Raw genomic sequence first — 22,980 nt, forward strand, 5'->3', positions numbered from 1 at the left:
TTGTCCTAAAGTGGTGCGGAGTGATTGCTCACACTGATCACCATGACTATTATCGCCCGATGAAAACGACCCCTACCCCCCATGATGCACTTTTTAAGAATTTTATGACCCAGCCCGCGACGGCGTGTGACCTGCTGGAGTTCCATTTGCCACCTGAATTGCGGCAACTTTGTGACCTGAGCACCTTACGGCTGGAATCTGGCAGTTTTATTGAAAACAACCTGCGCGCTTGCTACTCGGACGTGCTCTACTCGCTCAAAACGACTGCGGGGGACGGTTATGTTTACGCCCTCATTGAACATCAAAGTTCCCCTGATAAGCATATGGCTTTTCGCATGATGCGCTACGCTATTGCCGCTATGCAGAGTCATCTTGATGCCGGACACGACCAATTGCCGCTGGTCATTCCCATGTTGTTCTATCATGGCATGGTCACGCCGTATCCGTATCCCATGAGCTGGTTACAAGCGTTCAGCGTACCCACACTTGCCGGACAGCTATATGGCGGCAACTTTCCGTTGATTGATGTGACCGTTATCCCCGATGACGAAATCATGACACATAAGCATGTCGCCATTCTGGAGCTGTTGCAGAAACACATTCGTCAACGTGACCTATCCGAATTATCGGATCAACTGGTCATGCTGATAGCAAGTGGTTACACTACAGAAGATCAACTAAAAGCGGCGATAAATTACATCATACAGGTTGGTGATACGGCAGACCCAGAAGCGTTCCTCCGCAGCCTGGCCAACCGCTTACCGCAGCATGAGGAGTCACTGATGACAATTGCACAAAAACTGGAACAAAAAGGTGAAACAAGGGGTGAAGCAAGGGGCGAGAAGAATGCCACTCTGAAAATTGCCCGTACCATGTTAGCCAATGGTCTTGACCGTGCCACAGTAATGAAAATGACAGGTCTGAGAGAAGAAGAACTGGCACAAATTTGCCATTAAGTTGCTAGTTAAATCCCTACTTTTAACAGGCGATGTTGCCTTAAACGTCGTCTGTTTACGCTGTTTATCACTCCTTTCCCTTTTTATTTCTTACTCTTTGTTGCCTCATCCATTCTTTAACGCATCACCACGATAACCTCCTATTTTTCCACAAAAAATGTTTGTCCTAAAGTGATGTTGGCTGATTGCACGGTAGAACTTCGCTGGGCTATAGTCACGCCGCAGCGGCAAAATCCGCTGTCGGGTTTGGAACCCCGTTTTCAACAGGGCGCATGACTGCCTAGTCGGTTATTATGTGCAGGCACGGCTACATCTGTAAAACAATGGTGAGCTGGGCAGGGGCATCGAAAGATGCGCCGGATTCTCTGTTGACCGGTAGTTCCAACCCTGCCCAGTTCACCACCCATAAAGAGATTGGAACCTCAAGGTGGTGAGTTTAAAAACTCATACAGAGAGGTAGTCATCATGGATTTGACGACTAGACGCCTATCATTATTGACCAGCAATATCATTGTTATTCCCACACCTGTTTCTTCATCTGACCCTCTGCTGCCGGAGGTGCGCTATGTACGATGACACCCCCTGCGAAGTAGAAGAACTTATCGATCACTGCCGTGCGTTGATTTACGCCATCATTTCCGTTGATCGGGCCGATGCTAAAGAGATTCTTTCGCTTATTTTGTGGCAACAAATTGATGCGTTACGTAGCACTTATCTGCGGGATAGCGAGGAGCCGCTAGAATTAGCGTTCGCCCTCTAACACAACAGATAGGTCACCACTGGAATGGATTTATTGATGGTTAACCTATCTACAATGACTTTGAATCTGTAGGAGTTGAACCGTAAATACAATGAGATATAAAGGTTACACTGCAAAAACCGGCTACAACACGAAACACTGCATAGTACTCATATTCGTGATGTAGTCGGTTTTTATGCGGAGAATATCGCTGAATCTGTGTATCTGTTTTTTTGTGCCATCCCTCACACAACCCCCACCCACTGCCCCGCGCCTAATTATCCGGCATCATAGCGAATGAACGCTTAACCGGAGAAAACCGCATGTCTGCAACCGATTACCACCACGGTGTGCGCGTCATTGAAATTAGCGAAGGCACTCGCCCGATCCGCACTGCCAGTACGGCGGTGGTCGGGATGGTTTGTACCTCCGATGATGCTGACGCCACCGTATTTCCATTAAATACCCCGGTATTACTCACCGATGTGTTAGCCGCCAGCGGCAAGGCTGGTGAAACTGGCACATTAGCCCATTCACTGGACGCTATCAGCGACCAAACCAAACCCGTCACTATCGTTGTCCGTGTAGCTCAAGGTGAAACCGAAGCTGAAACCACGTCCAATATTATTGGCGGAATAACACCCGATGGCCGTTATACCGGCATGAAAGCGCTGTTAGCCGCCCAGGGTAAGTTTGACGTCAAACCGCGCATTTTGGGGGTGCCAGGTCATGACACCAAAGCGGTTGCCACTGAACTGCTTGCCATTGCTCAGAGCCTACGTGCCTTTGCCTACATCAGCGCCTATGGTTGTAAAACCAAAGAAGAAGCCATTATTTACCGTGATAACTTTAGCCAGCGTGAAGCGATGGTGATTTGGCCGGATTTCCTCAGTTGGGATACCGTCGCCAACGCCGAAACTACTGCTTACGCCACGGCCCGCGCCTTGGGCTTGCGTGCCAAGATTGATAATGACACAGGCTGGCATAAATCCCTGTCTAACGTGGGCGTCAATGGCGTTACCGGGATTAGTGCGGATGTATTCTGGGATCTGCAAAACAGCGCCACTGATGCCAATTTGCTTAACAGCAAAGACGTTACCACTCTGATCCGCAAGGACGGTTACCGTTTTTGGGGTTCCCGCTCTTGCTCTGATGATCCGCTATTTGCCTTTGAGAACTACACCCGCACCGCACAGGTATTAGCTGACACCATGGCCGAGGCGCATATGTGGGCTAACGATAAGCCGCTTACCCCGTCACTGGCAAAAGACATTATTGAGGGCATTCGCGCCAAAATGCGTGAATTGAAATCATTGGGTTATCTGATTGATGGCGACTGCTGGTACGACGATAGCGTGAACGATAAAGACACCCTTAAAGCGGGCCGCCTGTTTATTGATTACGACTATACACCGGTACCGCCGCTGGAAGATTTAACTCTGCGCCAGCGCATTACCGATCGTTACCTGGCTAATTTCGCCGCCGCCGTTAATAGCTAAGGAGCTTAATCATGGCATTACCACGCAAACTTAAGTTCCTGAATGTATTCAATGACGGGAACAGCTATCAAGGGGTGGTTGAATCGATCACCTTGCCCAAACTCAGCCGCAAATTTGAAGAGTTTCGCGGTGGCGGGATGAACGGCAGCGCCAAGGTTGATTTGGGGCTGGCCGATGGTGCGCTAGATGTTGATTGGACACTGGGCGGTATAGAGTCCGAAATCTACAAGCAGTGGGGCGTGACCAAGGTCGATGGGGTGTTACTGCGCTTTGCGGGTTCCTATCAGCGCGACGATACCGGGGAAACCCACGCGGTAGAAATTGTGATGCGCGGCCGCCATGAGGAAATTGACGGCGGCGACAGCAAGCAAGGTGATAACACCACCACCAAGATTTCCACCAAAAATACCTATTACAAATTGACCTGGGACGGCGAAGTGCTGATCGAGGTCGATATTGTGAATATGGTCGAAATGGTCAACGGCGTCGATATGTTGGAAGCCCACCGCCGCAATATCGGCCTTTAATACCCCCATCAGAGAGTGGATGACGAGTCACGATAGCCCATCGATGGGGAAAAGTTCCGTTCGGGTCGTAGCGGCTTAGGCCGCCGGAGCGCCCGTAGGAACAGTCACCCCGTCGCACTCGGGGGCAAACCTCCTAACTTTTAATCGGATAATTACTATGAAAAAAGACACGACAGAACCCCAATTTAATGTGATCACACTGGACGTCCCCATTGTCCGAGGTAATACCACCATCACCGAAGTGACGGTAAATAAACCCAATGCTGGCGCATTACGCGGTGTCAGGCTGCAAGCGCTGATGGAAACCGACGTTGATGCATTAATTAGAGTATTACCTCGTATTACCACGCCCAATCTGACCGTGCCGGAAGTCAACAATCTTGATCCGGCTGACATTTATGCATTGTCTCAGGCGCTGGCACTTTTTTTCTTACCGAACTCGGTCAGGTCAGATTACCTACCAGTTTAACGGTTGATGATTTGATGGCTGATATTGCCGTGGTATTCCATTGGCCGCCATCAGCCACCGATCCGATGACTGTAGGCGAGCTTTTAGAGTGGCGACATAAGGCCATTATCCGTAACGGGGGCAGTGATGAGTGATAAGAACCTCCGCTTGCAGGTTTCTTTAAGTGCCATCGATAAAGTTACCAAGCCATTTAAATCTATGTTGGCCAGTAATAAGATGCTGGCCGCATCGATTAAAAATTCCAAACAAGAACTAAAACAACTCAATAGCCAGGCGGCTAACATTGAGGGTTTTCGTAAGAACAAAGCGGCGGTTAATGGTGCCGCTCAGGCATTGGCCGCCGCCCGCGATAAAGCGCGCCAGCTTGCTAATGAATTAAAAAACAGCGTCGCACCCACCGCGAAACAAACCAGAGAGTTTAAGCGCGCCAGTGAAGCCGCCGCCAAGCTAAAACAAAAATACAATGATTTACGCACCGCGCTACATACCCAGCGCAGCGCATTGCAAAGCAACGGCATTGCCACTAACCGATTAGGCCAGGCACAGCGATCCCTTAAAGCCAATATCACCAGCACCACCGCCGCGCTGACCGCGCAACAGCGCCGGTTAGAGCAGCAAGCGCAGCAGCAACAGCGCCTTAGTGCTGCCCGCAACCGCTTTGATAGCAGCAATCAGCGCAAAGCCATTGCCGCCGGATTGGGTTACACCTCGCTCTCCACCGGCCGCGCCATGGGCCGTGGGATAGGGAATGCTTTACATGTCGGCTATGAATTTGACGCCATGATGAGCGGCACCCAAGCGGTAACGCGCATTCAAGATAAAAACTCGCCTGAAATGCAAGCGATGCGCCATCAGGCCCGTACCTTGCCGCTCTCCTCTAAATTTACCGACCTGCAAGTCGCCGAGGGCCAATATTACCTTGGCCGCACCGGCTACAGCCCGAAACAGGTTGTTGGGGCGATGGCGGGCATGCTGAATTTAGCGGCGGCCGGTGATATCGATTTGGGTACCACCGCCGATATCGCGTCCAATATTCAAACCGCGATGGGGATACCGGCGGAGAAAATGGATCGGGTGGCCGATGTGCTCACCGCCCTGTTTACCCGGAATAACGTGGATATTCCGATGTTGGGCGAATCCATGAAGTATTCTGGCGGCGTTGGGCGCGAATACGGGCAGAGTTTGGAGACAGTCGCAGCGTCTACCGCCATGCTAGGTAGCGCCGGTATTCAGGGTAGTCAGGCCGGTACCACCATGCGTAGCATCTTAAGCCGTATTGGTGGCTCCAGTACCGTTAAAGATTTAGGGGTTAAGACGGCCGATAAAAACGGCAATATGCGTGATCTGGTGGATATCCTCAAAGATATCAATGAGAAAACCGCTAAAATGGGCAACGTTGAGCGCGGGGCTATCTTTAAGAGCATCGCCGGGCAATATGCCGTGACCGGTTTTGGCGTGCTGATGCACGCTGCCGGTAATGGCTCGTTGGATAAGATGCGCGGTCAGCCCGGTGAGTATGATGGCGAGGCGGCGCGCGTGGCAGCGACCAAGCTGGACAACTTAAAAGGCGACATGACTATTATTCATGCCGCCCTGGAAAACGTCAGCGTTGAACTGTTTGAGAAAAATGACGCATGGCTTAGGTCAACAGCTAAAAGCATTACCGAGTTTATGCACGGTGTGGCCGAGTTCCTCAAAGCGCATCCAAAAATCAGCCTTGGCATTGTGCAGGTGGGTACCGCTGTCGCTATTGCTACCGCCGCATTTGGCGCATTGGCTATCGCTGTTGTCGGTATCTTGGGGCCGTTTGCTCTACTGCGTTTTACCACCTCGGTATTAGGTATTCGGCTGTTGCCGCAACTGTCGTTTGGTATGTCCAAACTGGCGAGCACCACACCCATCACCACCCAACAGATCGGCAACTTTAGCCGCTCACTGCTTACCCTGTCTAAAAATGGCGGGCAGTCGGCGATTGCCACCCTTAAAGGGCTGGGTAATGGTCTGGTTAATGTGGTGCGTTCTCCGGTTAAATCCGCTATCAGCGGTTTTAAAATGTTGGGCAATGCCGTTAGCTGGCTGGCTAAATCTCCGCTTAAATTCCTGCGCTTTGCTCTTGGCGGCTTAGGGGGCATGTTCGGGATCTTAATCAGCCCTATCGGCCTGATTGGTGCGGCCATCGCCGGTGCGGGCTTGCTGATTTACAAGTATTGGAATCCGATTAAGGCGTTTTTAGGCGGTGTAGTGGATGGCTTTATGCAAGCCGCCGCCCCAATTAAAGAGGCATTGAAACCGCTGGGGCCGGTGTTTGACTGGATCGGCGATGCAGTTAAAAGCGTGTGGAACTGGTTTAAAAAATTACTGGAGCCGGTGCAATCCACCACCGCCGATTTAAACAGCGCTGCCGATGCCGGTAAATCTTTCGGTAAATTTCTGGCCGATGGTATCAGCTTTGCCATGACCCCCCTTAACGCGCTGATTTCATCCATTAAATGGGTACTGGAAAAACTGGATGAAGTGAAACAGCGCTCCGAGAAAACCCGCGAACTGGCACAGAGTAATCCGGCGCTAGCTGCCGCCGCTGGCAACTACGGTATTACATGGAAACCCGCCCCCAAGGGCAACAGTGCCGCTGATATCGCCGCGAAATACACCGGTGAATATGATAACGGCGGCACTATCCCGTTGGGTAAATTTGGCGTAGTCGGTGAGCATGGGCCGGAGATTATTAACGGCCCGGCGCAAGTTACCGGCCGCCGCAATACTGCCGCCATGGCGGTTGCCGCTTCCATGCTATTTAGTGGCTATCAAGCTGCCGCCGCCCCGCTGCATCCGTATAGTTTACCAGCGGCGCAGTACCGCAATCACAATAACGGCCAATCCGGCAACCAACAGCAAAACCAAGTCAGCACTGGTGCGCCCATTATCAATATTTACCCGCTACCACAACATGACGCGCAAGATATCGCGCGCGAGGTAGCCCGCCAGTTAGCGGCCTATCAGCGCCAGACACAAAGTAAATCAAACCGCAGTTATCAAGACCATGACGACTAAGGAGTAATAACATGATGATGGCGTTAGGGATGTTTGTATTTATGCTGCAAACCGTCCCCTATCAAGATTTTCAGCATCAAATGGCATGGCGTCACCCGTCCAATGCGCGTATTGGTTTACGCCCGTCAAGCCAGTTTTTAGGGCCAGATGAAGAATCAATTACCCTATCCGGCGTGTTATACCCTGAATTGACCGGCGGCAAGGTCTCATTGATGGCCTTGCAACTGATGGCTGAAACCGGCAAGGCATGGTCATTAATTGAGGGGAACGGTGCTATTCACGGCATGTTTGTGATTGAGAGTCTTAGCCGTACCAAAAGTATCTTTTTCAGTGACGGCTCGGCACGCAAAATTGAATTTACCCTCACACTGAAACGTACCGATGAATCATTAAAAGAGATGTTTGGTGATTTATCCCAGCAATTTGACGATATCGCCTCTCAAGTCTCTGATGCCGCCAGCGGATTATTATCATGACGATGATAGATAGCCTGTTAAATAACGGCCATAACGCGCCGGATTATTCTATTACCGTAGATGGAATAGATAAAAGTGATGGTATTAAAGAACGCCTGATGTCCTTAACCCTGACCGATAACCGGGGTTTTGAAGCGGATCAGCTTGATATAGAACTGGATGATTCAGACGGCCAATTAGTGCTACCCCGACGCGGGGCTAAAATAGCAGTGGCGCTAGGCTGGCAAGGGGCGGCGCTGATTGATAAAGGCACGTTCACCGTGGATGAAATAGAACACAGCGGCGCGCCGGATAAGCTGACTATTCGCGCCCGCAGTGCTGATTTCCGTGAAACACTCAATATTCGCCGCGACCAGTCTTATCATAAAACCACCATTGGCGGGATGATTAAAATAATTGCCGAGCGCAATAAACTCACGGCTACATTAAATAAAACCATGTCTGATTTAACCGTCGACCATATAGACCAAACCAATGAATCAGACGGCAATTTAATTACCCGATTAGCAAAACAATACGGCGCTATTGCCACAGTGAAAAATGGCAATTTGTTATTTATCCGTCAGGGCCAGGCGAAAACCGCCAGCGGTAAACCGATTCCGGTGATGATGATTATCCGCAGCCTGGGCGATGGTCATCAATTTAGTATGGCTGACCGGGGCGCTTATACCGGCATGGTGGCAAACTGGCTTAATACCCGCACCACCGAAAAACCGGAGGTAAAGGTAAAGCGGAAGCGCAAAGGTAAAGCAACAACTACTGCCAAGCCAAAAGAACCAGAAGAGAAACAGGGCGAATACTTGATCGGCACTGATGAGAATGTGCTGACCTTGCGCACCACTTACGCCAACAAACACAATGCACAGCGAGCAGCTAAATCGAATTGGGAACGGCTGCAACGTGGCGCGGCAAAATTCTCTATTCAGCTTGCCAAGGGACGCGCAGATCTCTATCCAGAAGTGCCGGTTAAGGTGATCGGATTCAAAAAGCAGATTGATGAGGCTGATTGGACGCTGGTCACCGTGACCCATTCCGTGAGTGATAGCGGCTTTACTACCGCGCTGGAATTAGAGGTGAAAATAGATGATTTGGATATGGAATGATGATTTTTAATCAATAATCACGCATAATTATCATTAACACCGGCCATAGCCGGGATGATGCCGGAGTCCGGATCATGTTCAATTGTCCCTTATGCCACAGTGCAGCCCATACCCGCAGCAGCAGCCAGATCACCACAGAAACCAAAGAGCGCTATCACCAGTGCATCAATGTGAATTGCGGTCATACCTTTGTGACGATGGAAAGCTTTATGCGTTCAATATCGAAGCCCGGTGAGATTAACCCTGTAGAACCTCACCCACAAAATGGTGGGCAAGAAGTGATGTTCTGAGAGCTAAAAATAAATCTATCTGCCCTGCTCTCATCCCGCTTTTGCGGGATTTTTTTCGCCTAAATCACTGTAAAACAATCCTGCTCAAAAAAGCTTCGCCGCCAAGGTGTCGCCATTCTGTCGCCACTTTCCTGTTTTCGCCAAATCTCAGGCACAAAAAAACCGCCTCACGGCGGTTAACGACATACTCATACTACTTTGTTTTACTTATACTATTTTCCATGGTGCCCGGGGCGGGACTTGAACCCGCACAGCCATAAGCCGAGGGATTTTAAATCCCTTGTGTCTACCGATTTCACCACCCGGGCTCTGGAAAACTGGAGGCGCGTCCCGGAGTCGAACCGAGGTAGACGGATTTGCAATCCGTAGCATGGCCACTCTGCCAACGCGCCTTATTCTTCTTTGCCTTACTGCTGAGGTTCGCTTATAGCCAACCTACTAATTTGGAGCGGGAAACGAGACTCGAACTCGCGACCCCGACCTTGGCAAGGTCGTGCTCTACCAACTGAGCTATTCCCGCAACATCAGAACTTACTGATTCTTTTGCTATCTTTCGACATTTGGTTGCTGCCGTCTGATGCGATGCATTCTACTTACCTGACGCGATGAGTCAATAAAATTATCTGACTAATTCGTTCGTTTGCTGCTTTTTCCGGCGCTTCGATCAAGGTTCGAGCAAATCTTTCCAGGCAGCGTTTAAATATTGAAACATTGACCAAAATGTCAGTACCGCGGCAATGTAGAGTAGAACAAAGCTCGCAAGTTCAATATTGTGGTCAGGACGCCAAAGTAACCCAACTAATGAGCCCATTTGAGCAGTTGTTTTTACCTTACCAATCCATGAAACCGCAACACTGCTGCGTTTGCCAATTTCAGCCATCCATTCTCGGAGAGAAGAAATGATAATTTCACGGGCAATCATGGTCGCTGCCGGTAAAGTAATCCACCAGACATGGTAATATTCAGCAACCAGCACTAATGCGATGGCCACCATAACTTTATCCGCAACAGGATCAAGAAAAGCCCCAAAACGGGTTGTTTGCTTCCAGCGCCGGGCTAAAAAGCCATCGAACCAATCGGTTGCTGCTGCAAACACGAATATGATGGCACAAACCATCGGAGCCCAGACGAATGGCAGGTAAAACGCCAAAACGAAGAATGGGATGAGTACAACACGAAACAGGGTAAGCCAAGTCGGTATATTCAATTGCATAATGCTACGATAACTATCTGGCTGGTGTGGATATTATGAGTATGGTGCAACATTAGCTTCAGTGTTTCAATGCATTGTAGATTTTTTCTGCCAATGCTTGTGAAATACTCGGCACTTTTGCAATTTCCTCGACGCTAGCATTAAGTAAAGGTTGCAGTCCCCCCATATACTTCAGCAGTATTTGCCGCCGTTTAGGGCCAACTCCCTCTATCATTTCTAATGCACTAGTATTTTTTACTTTTGAACGACGCTGCCTATGCCCAGTTATTGCATGATTGTGAGAATCGTCACGAATATGTTGAATTAAATGCAATGCAGGAGAGTCTGGCGGCAATGAAAAACCCTCGCCTTCAGCTGCCAAAAACAATGTTTCCAGCCCCGCTTTTCGGTCACTTCCTTTGGCAACCCCAACTAATAGTGGTTTTTGCTTGTCCCACGTAACATTGAGTGAAGCAAAAACGTCAAAAGCTTGGGATAACTGACCTTTACCACCGTCAATAAAGATAACGTCGGGGATCTTTTTATCATCTAATGCTTTGCCGTACCGGCGTTTCAGTACTTGAGACATTGCCGCATAATCATCACCCGGCGTGATGCCACTAATATTGTAGCGCCTATATTCTGAACGTACAGGACCATTTGCATCAAATACTACGCAAGATGCTACCGTCTGCTCTCCCATCGTATGGCTGATATCAAAACATTCCATCCGATTTATCTCATCAAGATTAAGAATCTTAGCCAACTCTTTCATACGTTGATGGATAGTTGATTGCTGCGATAAACGTGTCACCAGTGCTGTTGAAGCATTCGTCCGAGCAAGCTTGAGGTAACGAGCACGATCACCACGAGGGCGACTTTGGATCTGGATTTTTCTTCCCGCCAGTTCAGAAAGAGAGGATGCCAATAGCTCCTTTTCCTCAAGGGTGAAATCTAACAAAATTTCACCAGGGAGCGTACGCCCCTGGCTTCCTTGTAAGTAAAACTGCCCGACGAATGTCTGAACAACTTCACTCAATTCAGTTCCAGCAGGAACTTTGGGGAAATAACTTCGGCTTCCCAGAACCTTTCCCTGCCGAATAAATAACACATGTACACAAGCTAACCCGGCATCAAACGCCACACCGATGACATCGAGATCTTCACTGTCGCCGGAAACAAACTGTTGCTCCGTAACACGTCGTACCGCTTGTATTTGGTCACGAATACGCGCCGCATCTTCAAAATGAAGTAATCGACTGGCATCTTCCATTCGTGAAATCAATTGCGTCAATACTTGTTGGTCTTTGCCTGAGAGGAATAAACGCACATAATCGACCTGGCGCTGATACTCTTCTTCAGTCACTAATCCGCTAACACAGGGCCCAGAACAACGGCCAATTTGGTATTGCAAACAAGGCCGCGAGCGATTGCGATAAACACTGTTTTCACATTGTCTAACAGGAAAAAGCTTTTGTAATAATGCTAAAGTTTCACGAACGGCATAGGAATTTGGAAATGGCCCAAAATATTCCCCTTTTTCATGCTTTGCACCACGATGAATCGCCAGACGAGGATGCTTATCTGCACTGAGGAAAATAAGTGGATACGATTTATCGTCCCGCAACAACACATTGTAACGGGGCTGATAAAGTTTGATGTAATTATGCTCGAGCAAGAGCGCTTCCGTCTCCGTATGAGTGACGGTGACATCAATCTGGGCAATATTCTTAACTAAGGTTTCCGTTTTACGGCTCGCAACCTGAGCACGGAAATAGCTGGTCAGGCGCTTCTTAAGATCTTTTGCTTTGCCGACATAAATAACTGTTCCCGCCTTATCATACATGCGGTAAACACCAGGCTGGCTGGTGACAGTTTTCAAAAACTCTTTAGAATCAAAACAATCAGTCACTATTTGATAACGTCTCCGCGTTAAACAGCCCATGGCGGATAGCCAAGTGGGTCAATTCAACGTCACCACTAATATTAAGCTTACTAAACATCCGGTAACGGTAACTGTTCACCGTTTTTGGGCTCAGATGAAGTTGCTCCGATATCTCATTCACCTTTTGGCCTTTCGTTATCATGAGCATAATTTGCAATTCACGCTCAGATAAACAACTAAAAGGTGTTTCCGTCGGGGGTTCCAACTGCCCCAACGCCATTTGCTGTGCAATATCTGAGGCTATGTAACGTTGCCCCGAATGGACAGCACGAATAGCAGTAACAACATCCTGAGGTGCCGCACCTTTACTTAAGTACCCACTGGCACCCGCCTGCATAACTTTCGCGGGTAATGGATTCTCAGTATGAATAGTCAACATGATAACTTTAGTATCCGGAGAAAAGCGTAAAATTTTACGTGTAGCCTCCAACCCGCCGATACCGGGCATATTCATATCCATCAATACGATATCAACAATATGGCTGCGGCACCATTTTACCGCATCTTCGCCACACTGCATCTCATCCGCTACTTTGATACCCTTGATGTCTTCAAGAATGCGTCGTATCCCTGCGCGCACCAGTTCGTGGTCATCAACAAGAAGAACGCTAATCAAAGAAAATTCTCCAAAAATAAGGGAGTAACCTAATCACGCTTTACTTACAGCAATGATATTACTTGTTTTCGGGCAAAGAATGAATACAGAATAATTGCAAATTCATATCTATATTGTTTGACAGATATTGTTTTCATCAACATTTTTACTATGTACATAAAATTTCAGGTGTATCAATTAACGACAAGATAAAAAAGAAAAGTTTTTTTAAGATTTTTCTTGGGTTTATCTATTCATTCATAAAAAAATAATTTTCACCCTCAGAAAGTTATTTTTTATGCAAGCAAACACAACATATTGATACAACTAACAATCAGATAACTTTGTTTTATTTTTAAGTATAGGAATTATACTTATTTTTTTATTTATTATTGATCTCTTATTCACTATGAAAATGAGTGATTTCTGACACAAATAATCCATTACCAGAAAGACATGGACATTATGAACAAAATTAACTTAATTAACTTAATGCCTCCAGCACGAATAGAAACATAGATTAACTGCGGTATCGGCATAAATGCCCTCTTGATTTGTGGTACTCATTGGAGATTGCGCACATGTTATCAAAGCTAATCATCAGTTTATGATATAATACGATAACTGTTTAATAATGCCGCTTATGTCCACTGTCGTGCGGGCCTACCTGCATCACCTTGTCCACAAGCAAGTGACTACTTCAGGAAAAAAAATGAGTAATCCAGACTTTACCACTTCTGCTGACCCAGAAATTTTAGCCAATGAAGTTGCATGTTTGAAAGCTACTGTAACCCTGCTGCTAAAAGCGATCGGCCAAGCCGATGCGGGGAAAGTAATCTTAAATATCGAACGTTCCATTGCCGATATCGAAGACACTGCTCAAGCTGAAGTTTTCGCCAATACACTGGCTCAAATTAAAAGCGGCTATCGTCAATAGCAGCAGGTGACAACCAGTAGTATCCCTATGCAGTCATGCTGCCGATATAGAAAATTCTTTTTCTTTCATTGAAATATACTCTATCGGCAGCTTATTTTATGGTCGCTCGAGACAATGATGAGCCTGTTACTTAAAGCATTAATCGGTGCCAGCGTTGTGGTATTAATTGGAATATTAGCGAAAACACGTAATTACTATATTGCGGGCTTAATCCCATTGTTTCCAACGTTTGCACTTATTGCGCATTATATTGTCGGCAGTGAAAGGAGTATCCAAGCATTACGCGTAACAATTGTTTTTGGCTTATGGGCAATCATTCCTTACTTTATCTATCTGATATCACTTTATTTTTTCCTTGACCACCTACGCTTATCCCTTGCGTTAAGTGCCGCTGTTTTATGTTGGATTATTGCAGCTTGGATACTCATATCTGCCTGGAGTCAGTGGCACAGTTAACGGCGACGATGTTATAAACCTCGTCTAATCAGCGTAATAGCAACAAAACAAGGGCATGAATAGCCAGCATTATTACAGAAAAAGTCAGGTTCAAATTACTGATTGACTTTGATCTCACCTCATCAGACGGCTCATCACTGACTTGAATTTTTCTGATTTTGTAAATCCAGTACCCACCAAGCACCACAAAAAGTAGTGCTAATGATACCGCCAACAGAGGATAACCCCAGACCAAATACTCGCTTAGCCCTGCAACAACAAACCAAATAATGACGAAGACCATGATTAATCACCTAACGTTTTGGGTATACAAGGTTAACTCACATCATATTATTGCAAAAACTCTTTTTGTACCCAAAGGCTCACACTCCCCCCACTCACTGGGAATACCGCCTTACCAGAATCATCTGTAGTAATAATAGCTGGATGATTACCTAAAAAATCAGCAAACTCTTTATTAGCTAAGTCTTCCCCAAGCGTGATTACTTTTTTATTTTCCGCACTATTAGAAAGAATAACAACACAGCCGGGGTCTTCCTCTGTGCCAGCCCGCACAAAAGCGATACAATTTTTATCATCAAAATAGTCATTTTGTGCACCATGTGCGAAGCGCTTTCTAGCTTGAATTAACTTTTCCAACTCCACAATGATTGGCATTTCTATTTGATAAGTCCCGCCATCATCCCCGGTATCTTCATAACTAGCACCGAATAAATCAGGATAAAACACACATGGGATACCCTGCTCACGAATTAAAATTAATGCGTATGCTAGCGGTTTAAACCAAGGTTCCACTGGCGCCTCTAGTGATTGGAGTGGCTGAGTGTCATGATTTGCTACTATCGTGATGGTATGCATTGGATCGACTTCAATTAATGTCCCACTGAACACTTGTGTAAGATCAAATTCCTCACCTTGATTTGAAGCTTCGTGAAACTTGTGGTGCAAAGCGACATCAAACAGCATTGCCAAACCCTCTACCCGCTCCAGATACTGTTGTAACTTTGCAATATCAGGCGACCAGTATTCCGCGATAATCAGCAAATTATTATCCGCTTTATTTTGTACATGCTGGATCCATTGTTTGAAAAACCATGCGGGAATATGTTTCACTGCATCCAGGCGGAAACCATCTATGGGTAATGTTTCTAGCAACCATTCTCCCCAATAATTTAACTCACCTATTACCGCAGGGTTGCGAAAATCAATATCGGCCCCCATCAGATAATCGAAATTACCTAACTCGTCATCGACCTCAGTATTCCAACCTTCCTCACTGTAATCATTTATAATTTTAAAAATACCTTCATCTGTCGGATCTTCGATATGGTCAACGCCGCTAAAGCACTGCTTATCCCAGATAAAGGAGGAATATGTTTCATTGCGGCCCGGAAAGGTAAATCGGGTATAAGCCTGGGCATCGATAACCTCATCGTCAATATCAGTACGGTTTTCAATATTGACGTTATGAACACTTACCGCCTCTTTTTCGTCAGCGCCCATTTTATGATTGAATACAACATCAAAAAGGATTTTGATATCCATTTCCTTTAATCGATTTATTGCATTCACAAGCTCCTCTTTATTTCCGTATTTTGTCGCCCGAGTTCCTTTCTGATCAAACTCACCTAAATCATATAAGTCATAGGTATCATATCCGACGGAATATCCACCAGAGGCTCCTTTATAGGCAGGAGGAAGCCAAACATAATTAATCCCAAGTTGGCTAATATGCTCTGCTTGCTCAGCGACCTCCTGCCATAGCTTACCTCCATCAGGATAATACCAATGGAAAAACTGAAAAATAGTGGGGTTTTTCATAGGCTTGATGACTCCATTTTATCGTTCTCTCATAGTATGGCCCACTTTATAACATTTGGGTTGGTAATAAGGTAATAGACTGTGTATTTCTTTTATTAATGGGCTAATGTAGGCCTTATCTATCTGTCTATTGGTGAGCTTAAATGAATATAGGGGACATCCCTTTCGGGATCACAAATTGGTCTACTGTCGATAAAACCGAGCATAAAGGGGATCAAGGAGTTGCATATTGGAGAACTCAGAACTTTGGCAGTATCCGGGTTCGTATGGTGGAATACAGTGCGGGATACATTGCTGACCATTGGTGTTCCAAAGGACATATCTTACTGTGCCTCGACGGTGAATTAAGCACAAAGCTCGATGATGGGCGCATTTTTATATTAAAAGCGGGGATGAGTTATCAAGTCGCGGACCATGCTGAAGCACATCGTTCATCAACCCTATCTGGTGCTAAGCTTTTTATTGTCGATTGATTTTGGGATATTCAGATCCCTATTATTCTCTTATAACAACTAGCTGTTAGCTGAAATTGCTTAATTAGAGATGTTTTTATGGAACAATATAAATGACGTTTAAAGAGAAAAATAAATGACGCAAAAAATTTATGATAATCAAGACTTTTTTCAGGTTACGCCAAACTTAGTCGTTCAGTTGATGGATTGGATGGTACTCCAGAGTGGCCGGCTATTTGCAAAATCTTACCACCTTTACCTGGGCAAAAATCATGGCCTGTAAATAGCTATCAGGCTGAAGGGAAACGAGTAACAGATTTGCCTGCATTGGATGAGGAAAAAGAGCGCCCAATGATATTTCTACTCTCCACGCAAAAACCAGCATAAACACAAATTTAAACATTAATAAATAAATCTAAATTAGTTATCCGCTATCAGGGAGGTAACTCCCGTGCTATCTATTTCAAAGCATCCACGAACATATCCCTGTCTATATGCCCCAAAATGGTGCTTACTCCCCAATATAGTGCTTTATTTTAATAAAGAAATTGAAAGAACCCAACTTTTCAATCAGTTAGTTATGGCTCAAAAATTGCTTACTAACTATAGCAATGCCAAAAGGGGGTACATATGAACACAATGTCTGCGCACTACTTACAATACACCGTGTTTTTACTATTGATTGCTGGGTTTATCCATTTTATTTTTCAGTAGTCACGAAAAGAGCCTCACAAAAGGTGTGGCTCTTTTTAATCTTTATAAGAGGTCAAAAAAAATAAAAATTAAAGATAAAGATAAACTGGATAATATATTTTAGCTTTAATTGCACGAAAAATAAAACCTTTGCCCGCTAAAAAGGGGTATACGGTTATTTTTAATTATGGCATCAAAGGAAATGAACCTGTAGCTTCTAAGAAGCTCTGGGGTATATAGTTATTTATTTTATTCTCATAACAATATTCGATTAGCTGTTTTTTACTGGTAACATTAATTTCCCCATAAATATTCTGAATTATGTTACAGATTGTCCTCGGTGATAAATGGATTTTTTTTGATATCTCCTTGCTAGTAAATGATTGCATGATATAAAAAATAACTTCCCACTCTCGTTTTGAAAACAGTTCAGATGGAGGTGTAAACACAAGTGAGGTTGGGATTTTTATTTTATACAAATTCTTCAGTAATAGATTATCGACCGGTCTTCCATGGAAAATCGTTCCTTGTGAAATGCCGTCTTTATCTATTAAAGGATACTTATCAAAAAACCAAGCTTGAAAATAGGTTTGCCCGTCAAAAGCATGTATTTCAATTGATATTATACGGTCTTGCAATAGCTCGACTTTGCGGTCATGCTGTTGAAAATCTATTTGAAATTCAGCGGTAGGCGCTGGGAGTTCTCCGTCAAATCGTCCTTCAACGCAAAATTTGTTTGGTAATGCCAATAAGGCTTTGTATTTATCATTTGCATAAATAAACTTTGATTGATTATCCTTTTCCCCCCAAGGCTCAGAACTGAGTTTCCAAAAATGTATTAATAACTTGAGTGAGTCGTATAGGGATTTATTCATTCAATTCACCTTTTAGTGTCGTAATTATATTTTAATTATTAATTAAATAGGTAATAATTCATCTTACTTTCATATTTAAGTCGTGATTGTTTAATTATTAAATAGCGGTTACCATCAGCTGTCTAGGTCATTTTTTACTCTGCTAACAAAAAGGATATTTGGCATGATAATTTTTTCAAACTTTGGTGGTAATAAAATAAAAGAAGACCACGTGGTGGGTATATCAATTATAGAAATGTTTAAGAAAAAGGGGTTACAGGCCTATGGTACAATAATTAATCAAGGAAAGTATGTTGGCTGCCATAGTCATACTGAGGGTGAAGAATGGTATATCATCCTTTCGGGGGAGGGCTCTATTTGGACAGCAGATGTTTTAGAGGGTATTTTAAAAAATCGCCGAGAGGATAAATTTAGCAAAGGTTCTGTATTTTGTATTTATCCCAATACTGCACATCAACTCACCGCGAAAACAACGGTAGAGTTCGTATTTTTATGCCCAGAATCGCATGTTACCGATGACAGATATATGTTTGAAAATATTTTTAGGTAATATGGGCAGATGGTCCACGCATAAAACCACTTTCCGGATAAGTGCTGCTTCGACTTTGCATGTCTGATGATTATGTCACTGTCTGCTGTTGTGCCAGACCTTAACCAATTCAAATAAATAGCCTTCCTTAAAACCAACCGGACAATAACATTACAGGCTATTGCTAACCAGTCGAAACCCGTCACTGTTGTCGTACGCGTGGAGGATGGCTCCAGCGATGATGAGGAAGCCAAATTTTCGCAGACAGTTTCCAACATCATTGGCACCACTGATGAAAATGGTAAATACACCAGTCGGAAAGCCCTACTCACAGCTGAGACTGTCACTGGTGTTAAGCCACGTATTCTTGGGGTACCGGACTGGACACCAAAGAGATCGCCGTCGCACTTGCGTCTATTTGCCAGAAGTTGCGCGCATTTGGTTATGTCGCGCGTGGGGCTTGAGACTGTTCCTGAAGCGAAAACCTATCGAGATAATTTCAGTCAGCGTGAGCTGATGATGATCTGACCGGATTTTCTGGCATGGAATATTTCGACTAACGCGACAGCTATTTATGTAGGCAAATAGGGAAACACAATCGATGGGTTTTTGTTCACATGTCATCATCAGTGAAACCTAACGGAAAATTAACAGCTGAAATAAGGAAAATGAGAGTTGACGGAAATAAGGCTTGGAAGGCTGGATTAAAAAGAGCCGGAATAGATAATTTCAGATTTCATGATTTAAGACATACATGGGCAAGTTGGTTAGTTCAATCCGGGGTTCCATTATCTGCATTGCAAGAAATGGGCGGATGGGAATCAATTGAAATGATTAAAAAATATGCGCATCTTTCACCAAATCATTTAAATGAACATGCCAGACAAATAGACGCAATATTTAATGATTGTGTCCCAAATATGTCCCATGAAATAGATTTGAAATTAGAGGTTAATACTAAGTGATTGATTCTGTTGGTGGGTCGTGCAGGGTTCGAACCTGCGACCAATTGATTAAGAGTCAACTGCTCTACCAACTGAGCTAACGACCCAACGGCAATAATTATTCTCCTGTTGGCGTTGGCTGTCAAACACTTCATCGGATTTTTCTCTTTATACCGCGTGAGATTCCTCTCTACGAATTAATTATGCGCCTGATGCTGACGATTATTGTTAGTTATGTAACTTCATGTTGTAATTCCATATGCTGTGATGAACTTAACAAATTTCAGTGTGTGAAATATAAACACTGGAAAATAAGGCGCATTGTGTGATTATTGTTACGAAGATATTAAATAATTTGAAAATTGTACTTAAAGCATGCAAAAAATCTAATAGACAGACAGGGTAAGACCAAAGAGCCAACATAGAGCTCAACAACTTCACAAATACAGGAAGAGGGAATGGGAAAGATGGTAGACCAATCCAAGATAGTGGCAAAACCGTTGCCGGAACCTGAAGAGCACCTTCAACGAAGTCTCTCCAACCGTCATATTCAACTGATAGCTATTGGCGGCGCCATAGGTACTGGTTTGTTTATGGGATCGGGTAAAACCATCAGCCTTGCCGGGCCGTCAATCATTTTTGTTTATATGATTATCGGCTTTATGTTGTTTTTCGTGATGCGAGCAATGGGTGAATTGCTGCTGTCGAATCTGAAATATAAATCATTCAGTGATTTTGCCGCTGACTTGCTTGGCCCATGGGCGGGATTTTTCACTGGCTGGACTTATTGGTTTTGTTGGGTAATAACCGGCATCGCGGATGTTGTCGCTATCACGGCTTATGCACAATTCTGGTTCCCTGATTTCTCACAATGGGTCGCTTCATTATTAGTGGTTTTACTGCTGCTGTCGCTGAATCTGGCAACAGTGAAAATGTTCGGTGAGATGGAATTCTGGTTCGCTATGATCAAAATTGTGGCCATTGTGGCCCTGATCTTCGCTGGCCTGACCATGGTATTACTGAGTTATCAGTCCCCTTCTGGTACTACTGCATCATTTACCCATTTATGGAATGATGGAGGAATGTTCCCTAAAGGAATCAGTGGTTTCTTTGCTGGTTTCCAGATTGCCGTCTTTGCTTTTGTGGGCATTGAATTGGTGGGGACCACCGCCGCTGAAACCAAAGATCCAGAGGTGGTATTGCCACGTGCGATTAACTCCATTCCTATCCGCATCATAATGTTCTATGTTTTCTCATTGATTATGATTATGTCGGTGACCCCATGGAGCTCAGTGGTTGCCGATAAAAGCCCGTTTGTTGAGTTATTCGTTTTGGTCGGCCTGCCCGCAGCGGCCAGTGTTATCAACTTTGTGGTGTTAACCTCTGCGGCCTCGTCAGCTAATAGTGGCGTATTCTCCACCAGCCGTATGCTGTTCGGTTTAGCAAAAGAAGGCGATGCGCCAAAACAATTTGGTAAGTTATCGCGCCGTTCTGTTCCCGCCTCTGGCCTGACATTCTCTTGTATTTGCTTGCTAGGTGGCGTGGTGCTGATTTACCTTATTCCGAACGTCATGACCGTATTTACGCTGGTCACCACGGTATCTGCGATTTTGTTTATGTTTGTCTGGACTATCATCCTTTGCTCTTATCTGGTGTATCGCAAAAGACGCCCGGCGCTACATAAAAAGTCCATCTACAAAATGCCAGCCGGTATTTTCATGTCTTGGGTATGCATGGCATTCTTCGCCTTTGTATTGGTATTGTTAACATTGGAAAGTGATACCCGCCAGGCACTGATTGTGACGCCACTGTGGTTTGTCATTCTCACCATCGGCTATATCATCTTGAAAAAGCGCAAAACTCGCCTATACGACAGTAATCTGTAGTCATTATCTGGCGTCAGAGATTTTCTGGCGCCAGTTTTAGTTTCCCGCCCGATTCAACCCTTGTCAGCCATATTGATCAGTAGTCCATAACATAAAAATGCATGAGTTTTTTTCAATATCTCCGTGATTCTCAATGACCCAGGGCTAAGGGCAAAGCTTTTCGTTCCGACGGAAGCGCCCTGCTATGAAAACTGTGGCGATTGGTTGCCACCGTCGCAGCCAATTACTCAAGATGCAGTTTGCCACCTTGCCAAGAAAGCTGGGTCACTGCTGAGGTAGCAACACCATTGCTTGTTTCTCCTCCCACCAAAATCACTTTATCTTTATCTTGAATAGATACGCCGTAACCCAGTGGCTGAGGTAATTTCCCAACAATCTGCCATTGATTATCCACCAGCGCATAAATGGGCTGTTGCCACTGTTTTTTCAGCCCTTTATGGGCATATAACTGACCTGCATTGAATTGTTTCCATGAACCGGGGAAATTGGCCCCACCACCCACTAGCACCACATCATGGCTAACGCCAACAAAAGCCCCCGCCAGTCCTTCTTGTACCGTACCTTTTTCAGCAATCAAATCCGGCCGCTGTTGCCATTTGAGTTCTGTCCCCTGCTTTTTACCCTGCCACACCGCCGTGGTCCGTAAGCCGGGCTTAATTTCACCGTTTATTAATATAAGATTGCCATTTATAGCCGCGATAGCTGATCCTGCGGTCCCCAAAAATGGCGTCTGCCCACCACTTTTCCACTGATTTTTGGCCGGGTCATACACCAGTACATCGCGGTTATAGAAATAGTCCGCTGGTTTTTGTTCAAAATACGCATTAATAACCGCATTTTTCTGGGTTTCATCGCTGCCCGCAGAGGCCAGATCCGCGAAATAGCCATCAAAAATAGCCTTATTGACGCCCCCTAGCAGCAGCGCCTGGGAGCCATTCAGGGTAGTGGCGGCGGTTCCGACCAAGCCACGCGGTGCTCGCGTTGCCAGCAGCTGCCATTGATTAGTTTGCGGGTCATATTGATAAACATCATTCAGTGCGCTTATTTGTGTGTCGCTGGCGGCATTTTTACCTACCCCACCAAAAACATATAGTTTGCTGTTTAATGCTACCGTGACGGCCTGTTCACGGGGTTGACCTGGGAAATCGGCTATTTTCTGCCAACCGCCACTGGCTTTATCTGTATCAAGGCGATACCAGGATTGACCGGCACTACCGAGACCGATATATAAATTGTTATTAATCCGAGTACCCGTTCCATATTTAAAAGGGACAGGTACATCGGGATAACTCTCAGCATTGGCGTAAGATAAGGAAAGCATGACGAGGGGAATAAGCGCACCCAGCAGGATGACTTTTGTGCTCAATTTTTTCTTATATTGATGATATATCTGAGTCATCAAGATATTCCTCATTAATGAATCGTTAGATTGGGTTGAATGGTGAGGACAATAAAACTCCATAAACTATTCATCATTGGAGTTTTACTATCACTGAAGATATTAATCGGACGCTACACTGTCAATGTAGATAGTCAGTAATTGTG

At 45.3% G+C, this 22,980-nt stretch carries 23 protein-coding genes, 4 tRNA genes and 3 pseudogenes; 19 read left to right on the plus strand and 11 right to left on the minus strand.

Translation table 11 applies throughout. The features are described 5' to 3' along the window. The first annotated feature begins 59 nt into the window (after positions 1-59). The 11 genes from FTA91_RS10700 (at position 60) to FTA91_RS10750 (ending at position 9,110) form a co-directional block, all read left to right on the plus strand. Complete coding sequence (locus tag FTA91_RS10700) at positions 60-956, plus strand: Rpn family recombination-promoting nuclease/putative transposase (protein ID WP_072088421.1); 897 nt, start codon at positions 60-62, stop codon at positions 954-956. 323 nt (positions 957-1,279) lie between these two features. Next, positions 1,280-1,390, plus strand: a complete 111-nt coding sequence (locus tag FTA91_RS10705) for an ash family protein (protein ID WP_072079170.1) — start codon at positions 1,280-1,282, stop codon at positions 1,388-1,390. A 131-nt stretch (positions 1,391-1,521) separates the two neighbouring features. Further along, on the plus strand, positions 1,522-1,716 hold the full coding sequence (locus FTA91_RS10710) for a hypothetical protein (protein ID WP_050298085.1): 195 nt from the start codon (positions 1,522-1,524) through the stop codon (positions 1,714-1,716). A 302-nt stretch (positions 1,717-2,018) separates the two neighbouring features. Continuing rightward, positions 2,019-3,194, plus strand: coding sequence for a phage tail sheath protein (locus FTA91_RS10715; RefSeq protein ID WP_145583322.1), 1,176 nt, complete (start codon positions 2,019-2,021; stop codon positions 3,192-3,194). An 11-nt stretch (positions 3,195-3,205) separates the two neighbouring features. Further along, the gene (locus FTA91_RS10720) at positions 3,206-3,721 is read left to right on the plus strand and encodes a phage major tail tube protein (RefSeq protein WP_049648478.1); all 516 of its coding nucleotides are present in this window, start codon (positions 3,206-3,208) and stop codon (positions 3,719-3,721) included. Positions 3,722-3,878: 157 nt separating this feature from the next. Beyond that, complete coding sequence (locus tag FTA91_RS10725; RefSeq protein WP_145583324.1) at positions 3,879-4,190, plus strand: phage tail assembly protein; 312 nt, start codon at positions 3,879-3,881, stop codon at positions 4,188-4,190. A 14-nt stretch (positions 4,191-4,204) separates the two neighbouring features. Next, positions 4,205-4,324: a GpE family phage tail protein gene (locus tag FTA91_RS10730; RefSeq protein ID WP_049530285.1), complete on the plus strand. Its 120-nt coding sequence runs from the start codon at positions 4,205-4,207 to the stop codon at positions 4,322-4,324. After that, a complete protein-coding gene (locus tag FTA91_RS10735) occupies positions 4,317-7,241 on the plus strand; it encodes a phage tail tape measure protein (protein WP_145534582.1) in 2,925 nt (974 codons plus the stop codon). The genes FTA91_RS10730 and FTA91_RS10735 overlap by 8 nt, the downstream gene beginning before the upstream one ends. Positions 7,242-7,252: 11 nt before the next feature. Then, entirely contained in the window at positions 7,253-7,717 is a 465-nt protein-coding gene (locus tag FTA91_RS10740) for a phage tail protein (RefSeq protein WP_050115555.1), read from the plus strand. Continuing rightward, positions 7,714-8,820 carry a phage late control D family protein gene (locus tag FTA91_RS10745; RefSeq protein WP_413081218.1) on the plus strand — a complete coding sequence of 369 codons (1,107 nt, stop codon included), beginning with the start codon at positions 7,714-7,716 and terminating at the stop codon, positions 8,818-8,820. The genes FTA91_RS10740 and FTA91_RS10745 overlap by 4 nt, the downstream gene beginning before the upstream one ends. 74 nt (positions 8,821-8,894) lie before the next feature. Continuing rightward, entirely contained in the window at positions 8,895-9,110 is a 216-nt protein-coding gene (locus FTA91_RS10750) for an ogr/Delta-like zinc finger family protein (RefSeq protein ID WP_145583326.1), read from the plus strand. 222 nt (positions 9,111-9,332) lie between these two features. Here the strand turns inward: FTA91_RS10750 and FTA91_RS10755 are convergent. The 6 genes from FTA91_RS10755 to uvrY all read right to left on the minus strand — a co-directional run bounded on the left by FTA91_RS10755 (position 9,333) and on the right by uvrY (position 12,863). After that, positions 9,333-9,418 (minus strand) — tRNA-Leu (locus tag FTA91_RS10755). 10 nt (positions 9,419-9,428) lie between these two features. Then, positions 9,429-9,502, minus strand: a tRNA-Cys gene (locus tag FTA91_RS10760). 52 nt (positions 9,503-9,554) lie between these two features. Continuing rightward, positions 9,555-9,630 (minus strand) — tRNA-Gly (locus FTA91_RS10765). 144 nt (positions 9,631-9,774) lie between these two features. Continuing rightward, a complete protein-coding gene (gene pgsA / locus FTA91_RS10770; protein WP_038633627.1) occupies positions 9,775-10,323 on the minus strand; it encodes a CDP-diacylglycerol--glycerol-3-phosphate 3-phosphatidyltransferase in 549 nt (182 codons plus the stop codon). 58 nt (positions 10,324-10,381) lie between these two features. Further along, on the minus strand, positions 10,382-12,214 hold the full coding sequence (gene uvrC, locus FTA91_RS10775; protein ID WP_050115550.1) for an excinuclease ABC subunit UvrC: 1,833 nt from the start codon (positions 12,212-12,214) through the stop codon (positions 10,382-10,384). After that, on the minus strand, positions 12,207-12,863 hold the full coding sequence (gene uvrY / locus FTA91_RS10780) for a UvrY/SirA/GacA family response regulator transcription factor (protein WP_050115548.1): 657 nt from the start codon (positions 12,861-12,863) through the stop codon (positions 12,207-12,209). Before uvrY ends, uvrC begins: the two co-directional genes overlap by 8 nt. Before the next feature lie 691 nt (positions 12,864-13,554). On the opposite strand from uvrY, the gene FTA91_RS10785 reads away from it, so the two are divergent. Both FTA91_RS10785 and FTA91_RS10790 read left to right on the plus strand, forming a co-directional pair. Next, positions 13,555-13,779, plus strand: coding sequence for a DUF2594 family protein (locus tag FTA91_RS10785; RefSeq protein ID WP_050115545.1), 225 nt, complete (start codon positions 13,555-13,557; stop codon positions 13,777-13,779). 117 nt (positions 13,780-13,896) lie between these two features. Continuing rightward, positions 13,897-14,235 carry a GlpM family protein gene (locus FTA91_RS10790; RefSeq protein ID WP_050115681.1) on the plus strand — a complete coding sequence of 113 codons (339 nt, stop codon included), beginning with the start codon at positions 13,897-13,899 and terminating at the stop codon, positions 14,233-14,235. A gap of 28 nt (positions 14,236-14,263) precedes the next feature. Here the strand turns inward: FTA91_RS10790 and FTA91_RS10795 are convergent, their stop codons facing one another. Both FTA91_RS10795 and amyA read right to left on the minus strand, forming a co-directional pair. Next, positions 14,264-14,518 carry a hypothetical protein gene (locus FTA91_RS10795; RefSeq protein ID WP_050115543.1) on the minus strand — a complete coding sequence of 85 codons (255 nt, stop codon included), beginning with the start codon at positions 14,516-14,518 and terminating at the stop codon, positions 14,264-14,266. A gap of 47 nt (positions 14,519-14,565) precedes the next feature. After that, a complete protein-coding gene (gene amyA, locus FTA91_RS10800; RefSeq protein WP_050115541.1) occupies positions 14,566-16,056 on the minus strand; it encodes an alpha-amylase in 1,491 nt (496 codons plus the stop codon). 143 nt (positions 16,057-16,199) lie between these two features. On the opposite strand from amyA, the gene FTA91_RS10805 reads away from it, so the two are divergent. Then, the gene (locus FTA91_RS10805) at positions 16,200-16,529 is read left to right on the plus strand and encodes a DHCW motif cupin fold protein (RefSeq protein ID WP_050115539.1); all 330 of its coding nucleotides are present in this window, start codon (positions 16,200-16,202) and stop codon (positions 16,527-16,529) included. Positions 16,530-16,644: 115 nt separating this feature from the next. Further along, a pseudogene (locus tag FTA91_RS20555) lies at positions 16,645-16,778 on the plus strand (SAM-dependent methyltransferase); the annotation flags it as partial. 608 nt (positions 16,779-17,386) lie between these two features. Here the strand turns inward: FTA91_RS20555 and FTA91_RS10815 are convergent. Then, positions 17,387-18,076 (minus strand): helix-turn-helix transcriptional regulator, encoded by a 690-nt coding sequence (locus FTA91_RS10815; RefSeq protein ID WP_145583328.1) that lies wholly within the window; start codon positions 18,074-18,076, stop codon positions 17,387-17,389. Positions 18,077-18,239: 163 nt separating this feature from the next. On the opposite strand from FTA91_RS10815, the gene FTA91_RS10820 reads away from it, so the two are divergent. From FTA91_RS10820 to FTA91_RS20465, 3 genes and pseudogenes are all read left to right on the plus strand, one after another. After that, positions 18,240-18,626 (plus strand): cupin domain-containing protein, encoded by a 387-nt coding sequence (locus tag FTA91_RS10820; protein ID WP_050115535.1) that lies wholly within the window; start codon positions 18,240-18,242, stop codon positions 18,624-18,626. Positions 18,627-18,773: 147 nt separating this feature from the next. Further along, positions 18,774-19,130: pseudogene (locus tag FTA91_RS20460) on the plus strand (hypothetical protein); the annotation flags it as partial. Positions 19,131-19,177: 47 nt separating this feature from the next. Continuing rightward, a pseudogene (locus tag FTA91_RS20465) lies at positions 19,178-19,570 on the plus strand (tyrosine-type recombinase/integrase); the annotation flags it as partial. Between the two features lie 10 nt (positions 19,571-19,580). On the opposite strand, the gene FTA91_RS10835 reads toward FTA91_RS20465, so the two are convergent. After that, positions 19,581-19,656 (minus strand) — tRNA-Lys (locus FTA91_RS10835). A 360-nt stretch (positions 19,657-20,016) separates the two neighbouring features. On the opposite strand from FTA91_RS10835, the gene cycA reads away from it, so the two are divergent. Then, positions 20,017-21,435, plus strand: coding sequence for a D-serine/D-alanine/glycine transporter (gene cycA, locus FTA91_RS10840; protein ID WP_174635177.1), 1,419 nt, complete (start codon positions 20,017-20,019; stop codon positions 21,433-21,435). Positions 21,436-21,658: 223 nt separating this feature from the next. Here cycA and FTA91_RS10845 read toward each other — a convergent pair whose 3' ends face one another. After that, positions 21,659-22,834 carry an N-acetylneuraminate epimerase gene (locus tag FTA91_RS10845; RefSeq protein ID WP_145536009.1) on the minus strand — a complete coding sequence of 392 codons (1,176 nt, stop codon included), beginning with the start codon at positions 22,832-22,834 and terminating at the stop codon, positions 21,659-21,661. Between the last annotated feature and the right edge of the window lie 146 nt (positions 22,835-22,980).

The organism is Yersinia thracica (assembly GCF_902170565.1).
Lineage (GTDB): Bacteria > Pseudomonadota > Gammaproteobacteria > Enterobacterales > Enterobacteriaceae > Yersinia > Yersinia thracica.